We start from the raw sequence: 15,725 nt of genomic DNA on the forward strand, positions 1-15,725 counted from the left end.
ACCGAAGGGCGGCCGATGGCCGGAGTCGACAACGAACGCATCGAGCGGGCCGTGCTCGAGATCCTCCTCGCGATCGGGGAGGATCCGGCGCGTCCCGGGCTCGAGCGCACCCCGCAGCGCGTCGCCGAGGCGTACGCCGACTTCTTCGGCGGCCTCGACGTCGACCCGCTGACGCACCTCGCCGACAGCGTGCCGCTCGGCGCCACCGAGGCCGGCGTGCCCGCGACGAGCGACGCCGTCGTGCTCCGCGACCTGGCGTTCCGCTCGGTGTGCGAACACCACCTCCTGCCGTTCGTCGGCACCGCCCACGTGGCCTACCTGCCCGGCGAACGGGTCGTCGGCCTCGGCCGCATCCCCGCCGTCGTCGACACGCTCGCCCGCCGGCCGCAGCTGCAGGAGCGCCTGACCGAGGAGATCGCCGACACGCTCGTCGCCGGCCTCGACCCGAAGGGCGTGCTCGTCGTGCTCGACGCGCAGCACCGCTGCGTGACGACCCGGGGGTCGCGCCAGGAGCGCAGCTCGACCGTCACGATCGCGAGCCGCGGCGCACTCGCCGAGCCGGCGGCGCGCGCCGAGATCATCGCACTCATCGGGGCGCACGATGGGTGAGCAGCGACCCGGCCTCCGGGCCACTCGACCGGCGGCGGCCGTGCAGGTGATGGGCGTCGTCAACGTCACGCCCGACTCGTTCAGCGACGGGGGGCGGTGGTTCGACGCCGAATCGGCGATCGCCCACGGCATCGAGCTCGTGGCGCAGGGCGCCGACCTCGTCGACGTCGGCGGCGAGTCGACGAGGCCCGGCGCGTCACGGGTCGAGCCCGATGAGGAGCTCCGCCGCGTGGTGCCCGTCATCCGCGGGCTCACGGAACGAGGCATCCGGGTGAGCGTCGACACGATGCGCGCCGCGACCGCCCTCGCTGCGGTCGAGGCCGGCGCCGAGATCATCAACGACGTGTCCGCCGGCCTCGCCGACGAGGGCATGGCGCGCGTGGCCGCCGAGACCGGGGCCCGCTACGTGGCGATGCACTGGCGAGGGCACTCCGACCGCATGGACTCGCTCGCCGAGTACGACGACGTCGCCGCCGAGGTGCGCGACGAGCTCTCGGCGCGCGTCGACGCCCTCGTGGCCGTGGGCGTCGACGCCGATCGGATCATCCTCGACCCCGGGCTCGGCTTCGCGAAGCGCGGCGAGCAGAACTGGCAGCTGCTCGGACGGCTCGACGTGCTCGCCGGCCTCGGGCTGCCGATCCTCGTCGGCGCCTCGCGCAAGCGCTTCCTCGGGGCGATGCTCCCGGCCGAGGCATCCGTGGTCGAACGCGACCTGCCGACCGCGGTCGTCAGCGTGCTGTCGGCGCAGTCGGGAGCGTGGGGCGTGCGCGTGCACGACGTCGTCGGCACCCGCCGCGCGCTCGACGTCCTCGGGGCGTGGCAGAGTGGACGACGTGGCTGAACAGCGCGATCGACGCGACCGCATCACCCTGACCGGGCTGCGTGTGCGCGCCCACCACGGCGTCTTCGAGTTCGAGCGCGCCGAGGGGCAGGAGTTCGTGATCGACGTGACCGTCGCCGTCGACCTCGCGGCCGCAGCACGCGGCGACGACCTCGCGAGCACCGTGCACTACGGCGAGCTCGCCGAGCAGGTGGTCGCCGCCGTCGAACGCGACCCGGTCGACCTCATCGAGACGGTCGCCGAACGGGTCGCGGGCGTCGCGCTCGGGTTCACGGCCGTCGACGAGGTCGAGGTCACGGTGCACAAGCCGCAGGCGCCCATCGCCGTTCCGTTCGGGGATGTCTCGGTCACGATCGTGAGGCGACGGGCATGAGCCGCGCCGTCATCGCGTTCGGGGCGAACCTCGGCGACCGCGAGGCGACCATCGACGCCGCGGCCAGGGCGCTCGCCGACGCCGAGGGGGTCGAGCTCGTCGCGGTGTCGCCGATCTACGAGACGCCCGCGCTCAAGACGACCGGGGTCGACCACGACGCACCCGGCTACCTCAACGGCGTGCTCGTCGTCGAGACGGTGCTCGAACCGCACGCGCTGCTCGACGTGCTGCAGGGCATCGAGCACGAACAGGGTCGGGTGCGCGCCGAGCGCTGGGGCGACCGCACCCTCGACCTCGACCTCATCGACGTCGACGGGCTCGAGCTCGCCGACGAGCGGCTCGAGCTCCCGCATCCGCGCGCCTGGCAGCGGGCCTTCGTGCTGCAGCCGTGGCTCGACGTCGATCCCGACGCCGTGCTCGCCGGCCGGGGCAGCGTGGCGGCGCTCCGCGCCGAGGCATCCGACCAGGTGGTGCGGCGATGAAGCGCACCCACTTCTCCACCGTGCTCGCGTTCGTGCTCGGCGGCCTCGTCATCGGGTACCTCGGCGACCTCGCGATCGTGAGCGCCGGGGCGAAGGCGCTCGTGCCGCCGATCTCGCTCGCCATCACGCTCGTCGGCGTCGCCGCGATCGTCGTCGCGCTCGCGTGGCCGATCCGCCGGGCGGTCACGGGCAAGACGACGCGGCGGATCGATCCGTTCAGCGCGATGCGCATCGCCGTGCTCGCGAAGGCCTGCAGCCTGGCCGGCGCGCTCGTGCTCGGCGCGGGGCTCGGCATCGCGCTCTTCCTGCTGACGCGCACCGTGATGCCGCCGGCCGGCGTGGTGTGGCAGGCCGTCGCGACCGCGATCGGCGCGGCCCTGCTGCTGGCCGGCGGGCTCATCGCCGAATGGTGCTGCACGCTGCCGCCGCCCGAAGACCCCGACGAGAAAGAGGAGCACGCGCATGCCTGAGCCCGAAGGCGCGCACGTGCCCGACGACGCCTGGCGGCGGGTGTCGCCGAAGTACATCGTGGTCGAGGTCGTCGGCTCCCTCATCGGCATGGTCGTGTTCGTCGGCGGCCTCGTCGTCGTGCACCTGCTCTGGCAGCCGTGGTGGGCGCTCTGGGCGGCGGGGGCGGTCGCGCTCGTCTCGATCGTCGGCATCGCGCTCGAACCGCGGCGCGTGCGCTCGATCCGGTACCGCCTTCGTGACGACGACCTGCTCTTCCGTCGCGGCATCATGTTCCAGCGTCAGGTGGCGGTGCCGTACGGGCGCATGCAGCTCATCGACATCACGCGCGGCCCCGTGGCCCGTGCGCTCGGCCTCGCCGAGCTCAAGTTCGTCACGGCCGCGGCGGCCACCGCGGTGACGGTGCCCGGCATTCCGATGGAGGAGGCCGACCGGCTCCGCGACGAGCTCGTCGCGCTCGCCGAGACCCGCCGGGCGGGGCTGTGAGCGCACCCGCGCGCCCGGCGCCGGTGACGAACCTCGCCGACGGCGAATGGCACCGGCTCCATCCCGCGAGCCCGCTGCTGCGCGGCGGCCTCGTGTTCATCGCCGTGCTCGGCTTCGTGATCGCGAACCTGCGCGAGCGCGCGGTCGACCTGCTGCTGCCGGTCTTCGCGCCCGAGGCCGACGAAGAACTGGGGCCGCGCTACGACGAGTGGCAGAGCGACTGGGTGAACGACCCGATCGGCGGGGTCGTGTCGCACGGACTCGTGGGGTGGGCGCTGCTCGCTTTGGCGGTCGTCATCGTCGCCGTGATCATCGGCTTCTGGATGTCGTGGCGGATGCACACGTTCCGGGTGACCCGCGAGGCGGTCGAGGTGCGCCGCGGCATCCTCTTCAGGTCGCACCGCAGCGCGCGGCTCGACCGCATCCAGGGCATCAACGTCAGCCGGCCCCTGTTCGCCCGGCTCTTCGGCACCGCGAAGCTCGAGGTCTCGGTCGCGGGCCAGTCGGGCAACGTCGAGCTCTCGTACCTCGGCTCCTCGCTCGCCGACGGACTGCGCGCCGACATCCTCCGGCTCGCGTCGGGCGTGCGGGCCGAGCGTGCGGCGGCCGACGCCGCCGCCCGCGAAGCGACCGCGCCGAGCCAGGCGGCACCGGCGGCCGCCGCGACCGCCGCGGCAGCCGCCACGATCGACGCGGTCGTCGCGCCGGCCGGAACCGGCGCCCGACCCGACGGCACGGGCGACGGCGCACCCGCAGCCCCCGGCACCGTCGAACCGGGCGCGGCGCCCGCCGGCCCTGCCCGCCAGGCCGTCGGCGCCCGCGCCGGGGCCCTCGTCAACCAGCGGGTCGACGAGTTCCTCGCGCCCGAGCTCGACCCCGACCTCGCCCCGCCCGAGTCGGTCGTGCACCTGCCGATCCCGCGCGTGATCGGTTCGACCGTGCTCGGCGGCTCGACGATCTGGGCGGCGATCCTCATCGCGATCATCGCCGTCGGGGTCTCGACCGGGCAGACGTGGGTGCTGTTCAGCTTCGTGCCCGCGGCGATCGGTCTCGTGAGCTACATGTGGTCGCGCATCACGAAGTCGCTGCGCTACTCGATCGCCGGCACCCCCGACGGCGTCCGCATCGGCCACGGCCTGCTGTCGACCGGCAACCAGACGATCCCGCCCGGCCGCATCCACGCGATCGAGGCGACGCAGTGGGTGTTCTGGCGTCCGTTCGGCTGGTGGTCGATCCGCATCAACGTGGCCGGTCACTCCGTCGCGAACTCGAACGAGGCGGCGCAGCGCACGACGGTGCTGCCGGTCGGCACCGTCGCCGACGTGCACCGCGTGCTCGCCCTGCTGCTGCCGGATGCCGCGGCCGAGGTCGACCCGCTCGTCGGCGCCGGCCTCACCGGGCGCGGGGCGGGCGCGGGCTTCTCGTCGACCCCGCGGCGCGCCGTGTGGTTGCGGCCGTTCTCGTGGCGCCGCATCGGCTGGGCCGCGGCCGACGGGGTCGCGCTCATCCGCCGGGGCGCGCTCGTGCGCAGCCTCACGCTCGTGCCGCTCGCCCGCATGCAGTCGGTCGCGGTGTCGGCGGGGCCGATCGATCGCACGCTGCGGTTGTCGGCCCTGCGCCTGCACACGGTCACCGGCCCCGTCAGCGCCGTGCTGCCGGTCGTCGACCGCGACGAGGCGAGCGTGCTCTTCGAACGGCTCGCCGACGAGGCCGTCGCCCGCGCCGCGAGCGATACGACGCACCACTGGGGTGCCCTGCCCGGAGGAGCTCCCGATGCCGGCTGAACGTGCAGGACGACTCGGGGTCGGCACGATCGGCGCCGGCCGCGTCGGCGCCGTGCTCGCCGCCGCGCTCGGCGGCGCCGGGCACGCCCTGACCGGCGTCGCCGCCGTCTCGGACGAGAGCCGCGAGCGTGCCGCCGTGATGCTGCCCGGCGTGCCGGTGCTCGAGGTGCCGGTCATCGTCGAGCGCAGCGAGCTCGTCCTGCTCGCGCTGCCCGACGACGAGCTCGAGGGTCTCGTGGCGGGGCTCGCCGACGCGGGCGTCTGGCAGCCCGGGCAGCTCGTGCTGCACACCTCGGCGGGGTTCGGCACGAGTGTGCTCGAGCCGGCCCGCCGCGCCGGGGCGATCCCGCTCGCGGTGCACCCGGCGATGACGTTCACGGGCACGAGCATCGACCTCGCCCGGCTGCCCGGCACGTGGTTCGCCGTCACCGCGCCGTCGCCCGTGCTGCCGATCGGGCAGGCCCTCGTCGTCGAGATGGGCGGTGAGCCGTTCATCGTCGCCGAGGCCGATCGGGCCGCATACGGCGACGCGGTCGACACCGTCGTGTCGTTCTCGAGCGCGATCGTCGACCAGGCGAGCACGCAGCTCGACGCGATCGGGGTGCCGCGTCCCGGCGCCGTCCTCGCCGCGCTCGCGCGGAGCGCCGTCGAGAACGCCCTCGCCCGCCACGACCGCGGGCCGTTGCCCGACGGTACGATCGACGGGGCCGGATTCGACCGGCCGCTGGGAGGTGGCGCGTGAGCGCGATCGACGCCCGACCCGAGGGCACGCGCGTGGTCCCGACGATCGCCGAACTGCGCGCCCTCATCGCCGACGAGCGGCGGGGCGGGGCGACCATCGCCTTCGTGCCGACGATGGGCGCGCTGCACGACGGCCACCTGGCACTCGTCGCCCGCGCGCGCGAGCTCGCCGACGTCGTCGTCGTCTCGATCTTCGTCAACCCGCTGCAGTTCGGGCCGGGCGAGGACCTCGACCGCTACCCGCGCACGCTCGACGCCGACGTCGCGGCCCTCTCCGGCCTCGAGGTCGAGGTCGTGTTCGCGCCGACGGCGGCCGAGATGTATCCCGACGGGCCGAGCTCGACGCGAGTCGTCGCGGGCGAGGTCGGGGCGCTGTACGAGGGCGCTTCGCGCCCGGGGCACTTCGACGGCATGCTCACGGTCGTGCAGAAGCTCTTCCACATCGTCGCCCCCGACGTCGCGGTGTTCGGCCAGAAGGACGCGCAGCAGGTGTTCCTCGTGCGCCGGATGGTGCGCGACCTCGACCTGCCCGTCGCGATCGAGGTCGTGCCGACGGTCCGCGAAGGCGACGGTCTCGCGCTCTCGAGTCGCAACCGCTTCCTCGACGAAGACGAGCGGCGCACCGCGCTCGTGCTCTCCGAGGCGCTCGCCGCGGCCGCCGACTCGGCGGCCGACGGGGTCGACGAGGCGCTCGCCGAGGCGGTGGCCGCGTTCGGCGACCACGACGGCGCCGAGCTCGACTACTTCGTGATCGTCGACCCTGCGACGTTCCTGCCGGTGGCGACGGATGCCTCGGGGCCGGCGCTCGCGCTCGTCGCGGCGAGGGTCGGCGCGACCCGCCTGATCGACAACCGGCTGATCGAACTCGGCTGATCGGGCCGCCTGCGGGCGGCAAGTAGGCTTGAGCACGCACCCGGATCCTGCTGCGGCAGGCACTGCCCGCGCGACGAGAGAGAACGATGGCCGACGAGACGCCGAACCAGACCGCCGAACCCACTGCCGACGAGATCAGTGAGCAGAAGGCCGTGCGGCTCGCCAAGCGCGAGCGGCTCATCGCCGAGGCATCCGGTCTCGGCGGCGGGGCCTACCCGGTGCGCCTGCCGATCACGGCGACCATCCCCGAGGTGCGCGACCGCTTCGTCGGCCTCGGCGTCGACGAGGCGTCGGGTGAGACGGTCGGGCTCGCAGGTCGCGTCGTGCACCTGCGCAACACCGGCAAGCTCTGCTTCGCCGCCCTGCAGTCGGGCGACGGCAGCCGCATCCAGGCGATGGTCTCGCTCGGCGAGGTCGGCGAGGAGTCGCTCGCCGCGTGGAAGGAGCTCGTCGACCTCGGCGACCACGTGTTCGTCTCGGGCGAGGTCATCACGAGCCGCCGCGGCGAGCTCTCGATCATGGTGAAGGAGTGGCGCATCGCGGCGAAGGCGATCCTGCCGCTGCCGAACCTGCACAACGAGCTCAACGAAGAGACGCGGGTGCGCTCGCGCTACCTCGACCTCATCGCCCGCGAGCAGGCCCGCCGCAACGTGATCGACCGCGCGAAGGTGAACGCGAGCCTGCGGCAGACCTTCACGAGCCTCGGCTTCATCGAGGTCGAGACCCCGATGCTGCAGGTCATGCACGGCGGCGCCTCCGCCCGTCCGTTCGTCACGCACTCGAACGCGTTCGACACCGAGCTGTACCTGCGCATCGCGCCCGAGCTGTACCTCAAGCGCGCCGTCGTCGGCGGCATCGAGCGGGTGTACGAGATCAACCGCAACTTCCGCAACGAGGGCGCCGACTCGACGCACTCGCCCGAGTTCGCGATGCTCGAGGCCTACGAGGCGTACGGCGACTACAACACGATCGCCGACCTCACCCAGAAGCTGATCCAGGACGCCGCAGCCGCGGTGTCGGGCTCGCACGTCGTGACCTGGGCCGACGGCACCGAGTACGACCTCGGCGGCGACTGGGACCGCATCTCGATGTACGGCTCGCTCTCGCAGGCGGTCGGCGAGGAGATCACGCCCGAGACGCCGATGTCGCGCCTGAAGGAGCTCGCCGACGAGGCCGGCATCGAGATCGACCACCCGATCCCCGGCAAGTACGTCGAAGAGCTCTGGGAGCACCACATCAAGGGCGGCCTCGAGCGGCCGACCTTCGTCATGGACTTCCCCGAGGACACGTCGCCGCTCGTGCGCGGCCACCGCGACATCGCGGGCGTCGTCGAGAAGTGGGACCTCTACATCCGCGGCTTCGAGCTCGCGACGGGGTACTCCGAGCTCGTCGACCCGGTCATCCAGCGCGACCGCTTCGTGGCCCAGGCCAAGCTCGCCGCCGGCGGCGACCCCGAGGCGATGCGCCTCGACGAGGAGTTCCTGCGGGCGCTCGAGTTCGGCATGCCGCCGTCGGGCGGCATGGGCATGGGCATCGACCGGCTGCTCATGGCCGTCACCGGCCTCGGCATCCGCGAGACGATCCTCTTCCCGCTCGTCAAGTAGCACGTACCCCCGCCCCCTCTGAACGGATGCCTCGCATGAACGACCGACCCGACGACCGGCCGAACGGCGAGAAGCCCGATCGCGAGCCGCCCTCGAGGGCGCGCGTCGTGATCTGGGTCGTCGTCGCCGCGGTCGGGCTCTACCTCGTGGGTTCGGGCGTGTGGGGACTGCTCACCCCGGGTTGATCGGGTCGGCGCGGGGCGGCGCCGCGACGTCGGTCACGGCGCCGCCCACGGCCGCCATCAGGTGCGCCCGACGAAGACGACGCCGCGGTAGCCCGCTGCGCCCCAGGCCACCATGCGGTCGAGGTCGGCGTGCGCGATCGGCAGTTCGTGCGAGTCGACCCACGTCTCGCCCTCGTCCGAGCTGATCCAGGGATCCTCGATCACGACCACGCCGTGGCCCGCGGCATGCGCGAGCACCCAGTGCGGTCCGGTCTCCCCGTGCATCGGCGCTTCATCGATGAGCAGCAGGGCGAGGTCGCCGCCGGCGACGCGCCGTGCGATCTCTTCGATGCCGATCCGCGTACGGTGCACCGAGAGCCCGACCGCCTCGCCCTGGCGCAGCGACTCGGCCTGCAGTTCCGCCCTGAAGTCGCGTTCGAATCCCGCGTAGGCCTCGATGAGCACCGGCCCGTCATGGTCGAGGAACACCTCGACCGGGCGGTCGGCAGGCAGGTGCTCCCGCATGACGACGCCGAGCCCGACGGGCTCGATCGCCGGGAAGTTGCTCGCCCGTCGCCAGAATGCGAGCTCGAGGTCGCGGTCGGCGACCGAGGGCAGCTGCGCCGAGCCCTGCGGGTCGTCCGGCGAGGCATCACGAGCACCGCCGAAGCCGGCGGCCCCCGCCGCCTCCGCCGCGAGCAGCCCGCTCACCGCGCCGCAGGTGTAGAGCGTCGTCTGCGCGTAGTAGGGCGCCTCGGCGTGCGGCAGCTCGACGAGCCAGCGCACGTAGCCGCGCGCCCCGAGCGTGCCCGGGGCCGAGGGGTGCGGCGAGGCGAGGGGCGCGAAGCCGCGCTCCGCGGCGAACGCCGGGAGGTCCTGTCCGAGCGGCACCTCCCACTTCACTGCGGCGTCGCCGGCGGCCTCCGCCCGGGCGACGATGTCGTCGACGAGGGCCGCCGCCGTCGCGGCATCCGCCTCGGTGCGCCACCAGACGTCGACGATCTTGACCGCGGCGGTCGCTCCCCGGCGCGAGGTGAGCGCCGCCGCGACCGGCCGCCCGTCGCGGTGCACGAGGTCGACGCGCGGCGCGTACGGCGCCCGCGGCGACGCCCAGCGGGCCGCGCGCTCGGCGCCGAGCGCCGATCGCAGGTCGTCGTCGAGCAGGGGATCGGCGGTGGTCGTCATCCGACGGGGGTCCTTCCTGTGCTGTCGCGGTGCGCCGCCGCGACCAAGAGCCTGGTGTAGTCCTCGGCGGGATCGTCGAGCACCTGTGCGCAGGTACCGTGTTCGACGACCCGCCCTTGCCAGACGACCGTGACGGTGTCGGCGATGCGGCGCACGACGGCGAGGTCGTGGGAGATGAAGAGGATCGCGATGTCGAGCTCGTCGCGCAGGCGCCCGAGCAGGTCGAGGATCTGCGCCTGCACCTGCACGTCGAGCGCCGAGACCGACTCGTCGCAGATGAGCAGGCGCGGCCGCGGCGCCAGAGCGCGGGCGATCGCCACCCGCTGGCGCTGGCCGCCCGAGAGCTGCGCCGGCCGTTTCACCGCCGCGTCGACCGGCAGGCCGACGAGCTCGAGCAGCGCCCGAACCTCGTCTGGACGGCGCCCGCCGACGGCGAGCGCCTCGCGGAGGATCGCCCCGATCGACATCATCGGGTTGAGCGACGAGTAGGGATCCTGGAACACGATCTGCATCTGCTCGGGCGTGCGCGACCGGCGGCCGGGTGCGAGCGGGCGGCCGTCGAAGGCGATCGTGCCGTCGTCCTCGCGTTCGAGGCCGGCGATGCATCGGGCGAGGGTCGACTTCCCCGATCCGGACTCGCCGACGACACCGGCGATCTGGCCGGGGGCGATCGAGAGGTCGACGCCGTCGAGCACCGTGCGCAGCCCGAAGCGCTTGACCACGCCCGAGGCGGCGACGAGCGGTGCACGCCCGCCCGCGTCGGCGCCGTCGTCGTGCCCGAGGCCGCGCGCGGTGTCGCCCGTGTGGTCGGCCTCGAGGGCGAGCGCCGGGTCGGCGGCGATGAGCGCGCGGGTGTACGCGTGCTCGGGCGCCGAGAGCACCGTCGCGGTGGAGCCGCGCTCGACCACCTCGCCGTGCCGCATGACGAGCACCTCGTCGGTGCGGCCGCGGACCAGCCCGAGGTCGTGCGAGATGAGGAGCATCGCCATGCCGCGCTCGTGCTGCAGTTCGCGGAGCAGGTCGAGGATCTCGGCCTGGTTCGAGGCGTCGAGCGCCGTCGTCGGCTCGTCGGCGATGAGCAGGCGCGGGTCGCTCGCGATCGCGGCGGCGATCGCGACGCGCTGCCGCATGCCGCCCGACAGCTCGTGCGGGTAGGCGCGTGCCACCCGGGCCGGCAGGTTGACCTCGGCGAGGCGCGTCGCCACGGCCTCGTCGAGCTCGCGCTTCGACAGCCGCCGGCCGGCCTTCGCCTCGAGGGTCCACGCGATCTGCGGCCCGCAGCGGTGCACGGGGGAGAGACTCGTGAACGGGTCCTGCAGCAGGAGGGAGACCTCGCGGCCGCGCACCCGTCGCCACGAGGCATCCGTCGACACGAGCGGGTGCTCGCGTCCGTCGACCCGCAAGACGCCCCGGGCGCCGAATCCGGGCGGGAGGAGGCCGACGAGGCTCTTCGCCGTGAGCGTCTTGCCCGACCCCGACTCGCCGATGAGCGCGAGCGAGGCTCCCGGTTCGATGGCGAAGGCGAGCGCCTCGACCATCGGCCCCGCGGGCCCGGCGATGCCGTCGATCGCCACCTCGATGCCGGTCATGCGAGGCCTCCCGAGCGGGTCATGCGCTGGCCGAGCCAGTCGCCGACGAGGTTGACCGCGCACGCGACGACGATGATGAGGAGCGCCGGCACGATCACCGCCGCGGGGTTGTCGAACATGATCGCCCGGCTGTCGGTGAGCTGGCGGCCCCAGTCGGCAGTGCCGGGCGGCACGCCCACGCCGAGGAACGACAGCGACGAGAAGGCGACGAGGGCGAACGCGACGTTGAGCATCGCGTTCGTGATGACGAGCGAGGAGACGTTCGGCAGGATGTGCCGGAACATCACGCGCCAGCGAGAGAGCGAGAGCATCTGCGCCGCCTCGATGTACGGGCGCGCCGACTGCTCGAGGACGCCCGCCCGGACGATCCGGATGTCGGACGGCGAGAAGAGCAGCACGAGCAGCGCGACGGTCGTCCAGTAGCCGCCGCCGAAGACGCCCGAGACGACGATCGCGGCGAGCAGCACCGGCAGGGCGAGGAGCAGGTCGGTCCACCGGCTGATCGCGAAGTCGAGCGGGCCCCGCTCGTACCCGGCGAGGGTGCCGAGCAGGATGCCGAGGAGCATCGAGCCGACCGCGACGCACACGGGGCCGACGAGCGCCGACGCCGCGCCCGCGACGGTGAGGGCGAGGATGTCGCGGCCGAGCTCGTCGGTCCCGAGGGGGTGCCCGGGCGAGCCGGCGGGCATGAGGCTCGAGAGGATGTCCTGCTTGGTCGCGTCGGGGAACAGCAGCGGGCCGAACAGCACGGCGAGCAGCACGACGGCGAGCAGCACGAGGCAGACGACGATCGACGCGGGCATGCGCCTGCCGGAGCGGAATCCGACGCCGACGGCGCCGAGCGAGGCGGTCATGCGGCACCTCCCTGCGCGCGGACGCGCGGATCGAGCACGAGGTAGGCGACGTCGGCGAGCAGCGCGATCACGGCGATCACGAGCGCGACGAGCAGCGTGAGCGCCTGCACGACGGCGAGGTCCTTGAAGAGCACCGAATCCTGCAGCAGCGTGCCGAGGCCGGGGAGCGCGTACGTCGTCTCGGCGAGCACGGTTCCGCCGACGAGGAACGTGAGCAGCAGGCTCGCGCCGGTGACGATCGGGATGGCTGCGTTGCGCAGGGCGAGTCGGCGGGTGCGCGACTCGGGGATGCCGCGCGCACGCGCGGACGTGACGTAGTCGGCATCGAGTTCGCGCAGCATCGCCGTGCGGGTGAGCTTCAGCACGATCGCACCGAGGCCTGCCGCGAGGGTGACCGCCGGCAGCACGAGGTGGTAGAGCGTGTCGAGGGGCCCTCGTCCTCCGCCGTACACCGGGAAGATCGGCAGGTAGTACGCGAAGACGTAGAGCAGCAGGAGCCCGACGGCGAAGGTGGGTGCGCTGAGGCCGATGACCCCGAGCGCGGTCCCCGTGCGGTCGATCACGCCGCCCGCGCGCACGGCGCTCTGCACGCCGAGCGGGATGCCGACGACGAGGGCCATCGCGAAGGCCAGCCCGCACAGGGCGAGCGTGAGCCCGAGTCGCGAACCGATCGCGTCGGCGACCGAGGTCTGCAGGCGGATCGACTGCCCGAGGTCGCCGCTCAGCACGCCGCCGAGCCAGCGCAGGTACTGGACGGGCAGCGGGTCGTCGAGGTGGTACTGCTCTCGGATCGCTGCGACGGCCTCGGGCGAGGCCGGGCGCGTGCCGAGCAGCGTCTTGACGAGGTCTCCGGGCGCCAGGTGCAGCATCGAGAACACGACGATCGACAGGATGAACAGGATCGCCGCCGTGCCCAGCACGCGCACCGCGAGCATCCGGCCGAGGGGCCGGAGTCGCGGCGCGCGTGCGATGGGAGCGGACTCGGTCACGGCGCGGTGCGGTAGAGCTGGGTCGGCCACGACGAGATGAAGGCGAACGAGCTGTAGTCGTCGAAGCCGAGGTCGTTCGCGAACGCGGTGGCCGACTGGCCCCACCAGAGCGGCACGTTCACGATGTCCTCCGCCTGCAGCGTCTCGGCCTGCACGAGCAGGTCGACGCGCGCGGCGGGGTCGGACTCCGCTCCAGCCTGTGCGAGCAGCTCGTCGATCTCGGGGTTCGAGTACGCCGAGGGGTTGCCGGCGCCGAGCAGGTAGCTCGGCACCTCGGCCGGGTCGCCGAGGGTCGAGAAGTACCACATCATGCCGACGCCGTAGCTCGACGAGGCGTCGAGGCTCGCGAGCCATTCCTCGATGGGCACCTCGCGGACGTTCAGCGTGATGCCGATCGCCGAGAGGTTCTCCGCGAGCGACTGCGCGGCGGTGCCGAGCTGCGGGCCGGTCGACGGCGTGAGGAGTTCCGCCTCGAAGCCGTCGGGGTGGTCGGAGGCGGCGAGCGCCGCCTTCGCGGCGTCGAGGTCGAAGTCGTACTGGGGGATGCCGGCGAGCACCTCGCGAGCCTCGTCGCCGTCGTACGCCTTGCCGAGCGACTCGGGCGTCATGATCGCGGTCGCGGCCTCGCCGTGGCCGCGCAGCAGCTTGTCGACGACGGCGTCGCGGTCGACCGCGTGCGCGAAGGCCTCGCGCACCTTGGGGTCGTCGAACGGCGCGAGCGAGGTGTTGAAGTAGAGCCCGACGTACGAGAGGTCGTTGACGTACTCGACCCGCATGGTCTGCAGCTGCTCCCACTGCGTCGCCTGCGCGAGCGGCACGTTGAAGGCGACGTCGACGTCGCCGGACTGCGCCGCGAGCAGGCGCGTCGACTCGTCGGGGATGAACTCGACGGTGATGGACTTCACCTTGGGGAGCTCGCCCCACCAGGTGTCGACCCGTTCGAACTGCACGTGCGAGTCGGGCACGAACTCGGTCACCTGGTACGGTCCGGTGCCGAGCAGCAGCGCGTCGGCCGTTCCGACCTTGCCGCCGTGCTCCTCCCAGAATGCCTGCGAGGTGATGAAGGCGGCTCCGCCCGAGCTCATGTTCGCGGCGAAGGCGGCGTCGGGCGCGGTGAGCGTGATCGTCACCTCGTGCTCGTCGGTCTTCTCGATCGTGTCGACGCCGGCGAGGTAGTACGCGAGGCCCGGCGAGGTCGTCTCGTCGCGGGCCTGCTCGAGGCTGAACACGACGTCGTCGGCGGTGACCGGCGTACCGTCCTGGAACTCCGCATCGTCGCGGAGCTCGTAGACGTAGGTGACGTCGTCGGTCTGCTCCCACGACTCGGCGAGCCCCGGCTGCACCCGTCCCTGGGCATCGACCGAGACGAGGCCCTCCTGCGCGATCGACGCGATGTAGTAGTTCAGGATGCCGGCCTCCTGGCCGACGTACAGGTTCGAGAGCGAGCCCGGCAGCGCGACGCTGATGTGCTCGATCTCCTCGCCGGTGTCGGTGCCGGTACTCGATTCGGCTGCGCCGCTCGTGCAGGCGGCCAGCAGCAGCACACCGGCTGCTGCGGCGCCTGCCCGCGCGATGCGGGAACGGGATGATGCGGACATGGGGGAGTCCTCCTCTTGCGATCTCGGGAGTGGTGCGAGGGCGATGGGGCGTGCGAAGCGCGCACGATGTCCGTTCGAGCGGCGCCGGGCTTCGGCGAGCGCCTCGACCTCGTAGCCGCTCGGACGACGTGCGGCGAGCATGCGCAGGCTCGCCGCGACGGCGGGGATCTCGCTCGCCTCGGCGAGCGTGACGGCGACGGTGCGGAGACTGAGCGCCGGGCTCAGGCCGAGTGCCCGCACACCCGGCGGCGGGGCCGACGCGAACGCGCTCTCGGGCAGGAACGTCGCCCCGAAGCCCCCCGCGACGAGTGCGAGCGCGGCATCGGGGCGGCTGACCTCGAGGTCGCCGGGTCCGGTCGCGCGGCCCACGGCCGCAGCCACGACGCCCGAACGCGTTCCCTCGCCGAAGATCCACGGCAGCTGGGTGAGCGCGGATGCCTCGACGCGGGTGCCGTGACCGGGACGCTCGTCGAACGGGAGGGCGGCGATGAGCTCCTCGGCGTAGAGGAACGTCGATCGCAGGCCGTCGCGGCGGAGGCGCTGCCCGCGCTCGCCGGAGGCGCCGGTGATCACGGCGACGTCGACGCGCCCCGATCGCACGAGTTCGAGCGCCTCATCGGCCTCGGCCTCGACGAAGCGCACCTCGACCCCCGGGATGTCGGCGGCGATGCGGGCGAGCGCGGGGGCGATGGTGCCGACGACGGCCTCGGCGGGGGCGGCGATGCGCACGGTGCCCACCCGGTGCCCGAGCGCCCGCGCGAGTTCGGTGGCGGCCGCGGTCAGGCTCGCGTCGATGCGCGGCGCGTGGGCCGCGAGCAGCTGGCCGATCGCGGTGAGGCTCGCCGAGCGGGCGGTGCGGGCGACGAGCGGCGTGCCGAGCCGTGATTCGAGGCGCTGCACGTGCTGGGTGATGGTCGGCTGGCTGAATCCGAGCGAGCGCGCGGCCGCGCTGATCGAGCCGGTCCGGTCGATCGCGACCAGGATCCGCAGCGAATGGACGTCGAGCACCCGCGTCAGGGCGTCGATCTCGATGAGTCCTGCATCCTCCATAGGCAGAGACTATAGATCTCTGGGTTTCGATGGCG

General features: G+C 73.2%; 16 protein-coding genes. 11 read left to right on the forward strand and 5 right to left on the reverse strand.

What is annotated here, in order from left to right:
• Window positions 1-15: 15 nt before the first annotated feature.
• The 11 genes from folE to LR269_RS06865 all read left to right on the forward strand — a co-directional run bounded on the left by folE (window position 16) and on the right by LR269_RS06865 (window position 8,446).
• Window positions 16-609: a GTP cyclohydrolase I gene (folE, locus tag LR269_RS06815; protein ID WP_231430004.1), complete on the forward strand. Its 594-nt coding sequence runs from the start codon at window positions 16-18 to the stop codon at window positions 607-609.
• On the forward strand, window positions 602-1,450 hold the full coding sequence (gene folP / locus LR269_RS06820) for a dihydropteroate synthase (RefSeq protein ID WP_231430005.1): 849 nt from the start codon (window positions 602-604) through the stop codon (window positions 1,448-1,450). Before folE ends, folP begins: the two co-directional genes overlap by 8 nt.
• Window positions 1,443-1,823 (forward strand): dihydroneopterin aldolase, encoded by a 381-nt coding sequence (gene folB, locus LR269_RS06825; protein ID WP_231430006.1) that lies wholly within the window; start codon window positions 1,443-1,445, stop codon window positions 1,821-1,823. Before folP ends, folB begins: the two co-directional genes overlap by 8 nt.
• Window positions 1,820-2,305: a 2-amino-4-hydroxy-6-hydroxymethyldihydropteridine diphosphokinase gene (gene folK / locus LR269_RS06830; RefSeq protein ID WP_231430007.1), complete on the forward strand. Its 486-nt coding sequence runs from the start codon at window positions 1,820-1,822 to the stop codon at window positions 2,303-2,305. The genes folB and folK overlap by 4 nt, the downstream gene beginning before the upstream one ends.
• Entirely contained in the window at window positions 2,302-2,775 is a 474-nt protein-coding gene (locus LR269_RS06835; protein ID WP_231430008.1) for a DUF3180 domain-containing protein, read from the forward strand. The genes folK and LR269_RS06835 overlap by 4 nt, the downstream gene beginning before the upstream one ends.
• On the forward strand, window positions 2,768-3,259 hold the full coding sequence (locus tag LR269_RS06840; RefSeq protein ID WP_231430009.1) for a PH domain-containing protein: 492 nt from the start codon (window positions 2,768-2,770) through the stop codon (window positions 3,257-3,259). The genes LR269_RS06835 and LR269_RS06840 overlap by 8 nt, the downstream gene beginning before the upstream one ends.
• Complete coding sequence (locus tag LR269_RS06845; protein WP_231430010.1) at window positions 3,256-5,043, forward strand: PH domain-containing protein; 1,788 nt, start codon at window positions 3,256-3,258, stop codon at window positions 5,041-5,043. Before LR269_RS06840 ends, LR269_RS06845 begins: the two co-directional genes overlap by 4 nt.
• The gene (locus tag LR269_RS06850) at window positions 5,033-5,785 is read left to right on the forward strand and encodes a Rossmann-like and DUF2520 domain-containing protein (protein ID WP_231430011.1); all 753 of its coding nucleotides are present in this window, start codon (window positions 5,033-5,035) and stop codon (window positions 5,783-5,785) included. Before LR269_RS06845 ends, LR269_RS06850 begins: the two co-directional genes overlap by 11 nt.
• Entirely contained in the window at window positions 5,782-6,657 is an 876-nt protein-coding gene (gene panC, locus LR269_RS06855) for a pantoate--beta-alanine ligase (protein WP_308191625.1), read from the forward strand. Before LR269_RS06850 ends, panC begins: the two co-directional genes overlap by 4 nt.
• 86 nt (window positions 6,658-6,743) lie before the next feature.
• Entirely contained in the window at window positions 6,744-8,261 is a 1,518-nt protein-coding gene (lysS, locus tag LR269_RS06860) for a lysine--tRNA ligase (protein ID WP_231430012.1), read from the forward strand.
• A gap of 35 nt (window positions 8,262-8,296) precedes the next feature.
• Complete coding sequence (locus tag LR269_RS06865) at window positions 8,297-8,446, forward strand: hypothetical protein (RefSeq protein WP_231430013.1); 150 nt, start codon at window positions 8,297-8,299, stop codon at window positions 8,444-8,446.
• A 57-nt stretch (window positions 8,447-8,503) separates the two neighbouring features.
• Here the strand turns inward: LR269_RS06865 and LR269_RS06870 are convergent, their stop codons facing one another.
• The 5 genes from LR269_RS06870 to LR269_RS06890 are packed head-to-tail and all read right to left on the reverse strand — an operon-like array spanning window position 8,504 to window position 15,690.
• The gene (locus LR269_RS06870) at window positions 8,504-9,610 is read right to left on the reverse strand and encodes a peptidase C39 family protein (protein WP_231430014.1); all 1,107 of its coding nucleotides are present in this window, start codon (window positions 9,608-9,610) and stop codon (window positions 8,504-8,506) included.
• Window positions 9,607-11,199, reverse strand: coding sequence for an ABC transporter ATP-binding protein (locus LR269_RS06875; RefSeq protein WP_231430015.1), 1,593 nt, complete (start codon window positions 11,197-11,199; stop codon window positions 9,607-9,609). Before LR269_RS06875 ends, LR269_RS06870 begins: the two co-directional genes overlap by 4 nt.
• A complete protein-coding gene (locus LR269_RS06880) occupies window positions 11,196-12,053 on the reverse strand; it encodes an ABC transporter permease (RefSeq protein ID WP_231430016.1) in 858 nt (285 codons plus the stop codon). The genes LR269_RS06875 and LR269_RS06880 overlap by 4 nt, the downstream gene beginning before the upstream one ends.
• Window positions 12,050-13,042 carry an ABC transporter permease gene (locus LR269_RS06885; RefSeq protein ID WP_231430017.1) on the reverse strand — a complete coding sequence of 331 codons (993 nt, stop codon included), beginning with the start codon at window positions 13,040-13,042 and terminating at the stop codon, window positions 12,050-12,052. The genes LR269_RS06880 and LR269_RS06885 overlap by 4 nt, the downstream gene beginning before the upstream one ends.
• On the reverse strand, window positions 13,039-15,690 hold the full coding sequence (locus LR269_RS06890; RefSeq protein ID WP_231430018.1) for an ABC transporter substrate-binding protein: 2,652 nt from the start codon (window positions 15,688-15,690) through the stop codon (window positions 13,039-13,041). Before LR269_RS06890 ends, LR269_RS06885 begins: the two co-directional genes overlap by 4 nt.
• Window positions 15,691-15,725: the final 35 nt, after the last annotated feature.

This window comes from Agromyces sp. S2-1-8, from assembly GCF_021129215.1.
Classification (GTDB): domain Bacteria; phylum Actinomycetota; class Actinomycetes; order Actinomycetales; family Microbacteriaceae; genus Agromyces; species Agromyces chromiiresistens.

Coding starts and splice junctions, on each gene's coding strand:
- LR269_RS06890 (WP_231430018.1), bottom strand. CDS start 15,690: ATGGAGGATGCAGGACTCATCGAGATCGACGCCCTGACGCGGGTGCTC.
- folK (WP_231430007.1), top strand. CDS start 1,820: ATGAGCCGCGCCGTCATCGCGTTCGGGGCGAACCTCGGCGACCGCGAG.
- LR269_RS06840 (WP_231430009.1), top strand. CDS start 2,768: ATGCCTGAGCCCGAAGGCGCGCACGTGCCCGACGACGCCTGGCGGCGG.
- LR269_RS06850 (WP_231430011.1), top strand. CDS start 5,033: ATGCCGGCTGAACGTGCAGGACGACTCGGGGTCGGCACGATCGGCGCC.
- LR269_RS06875 (WP_231430015.1), bottom strand. CDS start 11,199: ATGACCGGCATCGAGGTGGCGATCGACGGCATCGCCGGGCCCGCGGGG.
- LR269_RS06870 (WP_231430014.1), bottom strand. CDS start 9,610: ATGACGACCACCGCCGATCCCCTGCTCGACGACGACCTGCGATCGGCG.
- lysS (WP_231430012.1), top strand. CDS start 6,744: ATGGCCGACGAGACGCCGAACCAGACCGCCGAACCCACTGCCGACGAG.
- folP (WP_231430005.1), top strand. CDS start 602: ATGGGTGAGCAGCGACCCGGCCTCCGGGCCACTCGACCGGCGGCGGCC.
- folE (WP_231430004.1), top strand. CDS start 16: ATGGCCGGAGTCGACAACGAACGCATCGAGCGGGCCGTGCTCGAGATC.
- LR269_RS06880 (WP_231430016.1), bottom strand. CDS start 12,053: ATGACCGCCTCGCTCGGCGCCGTCGGCGTCGGATTCCGCTCCGGCAGG.
- LR269_RS06865 (WP_231430013.1), top strand. CDS start 8,297: ATGAACGACCGACCCGACGACCGGCCGAACGGCGAGAAGCCCGATCGC.
- LR269_RS06835 (WP_231430008.1), top strand. CDS start 2,302: ATGAAGCGCACCCACTTCTCCACCGTGCTCGCGTTCGTGCTCGGCGGC.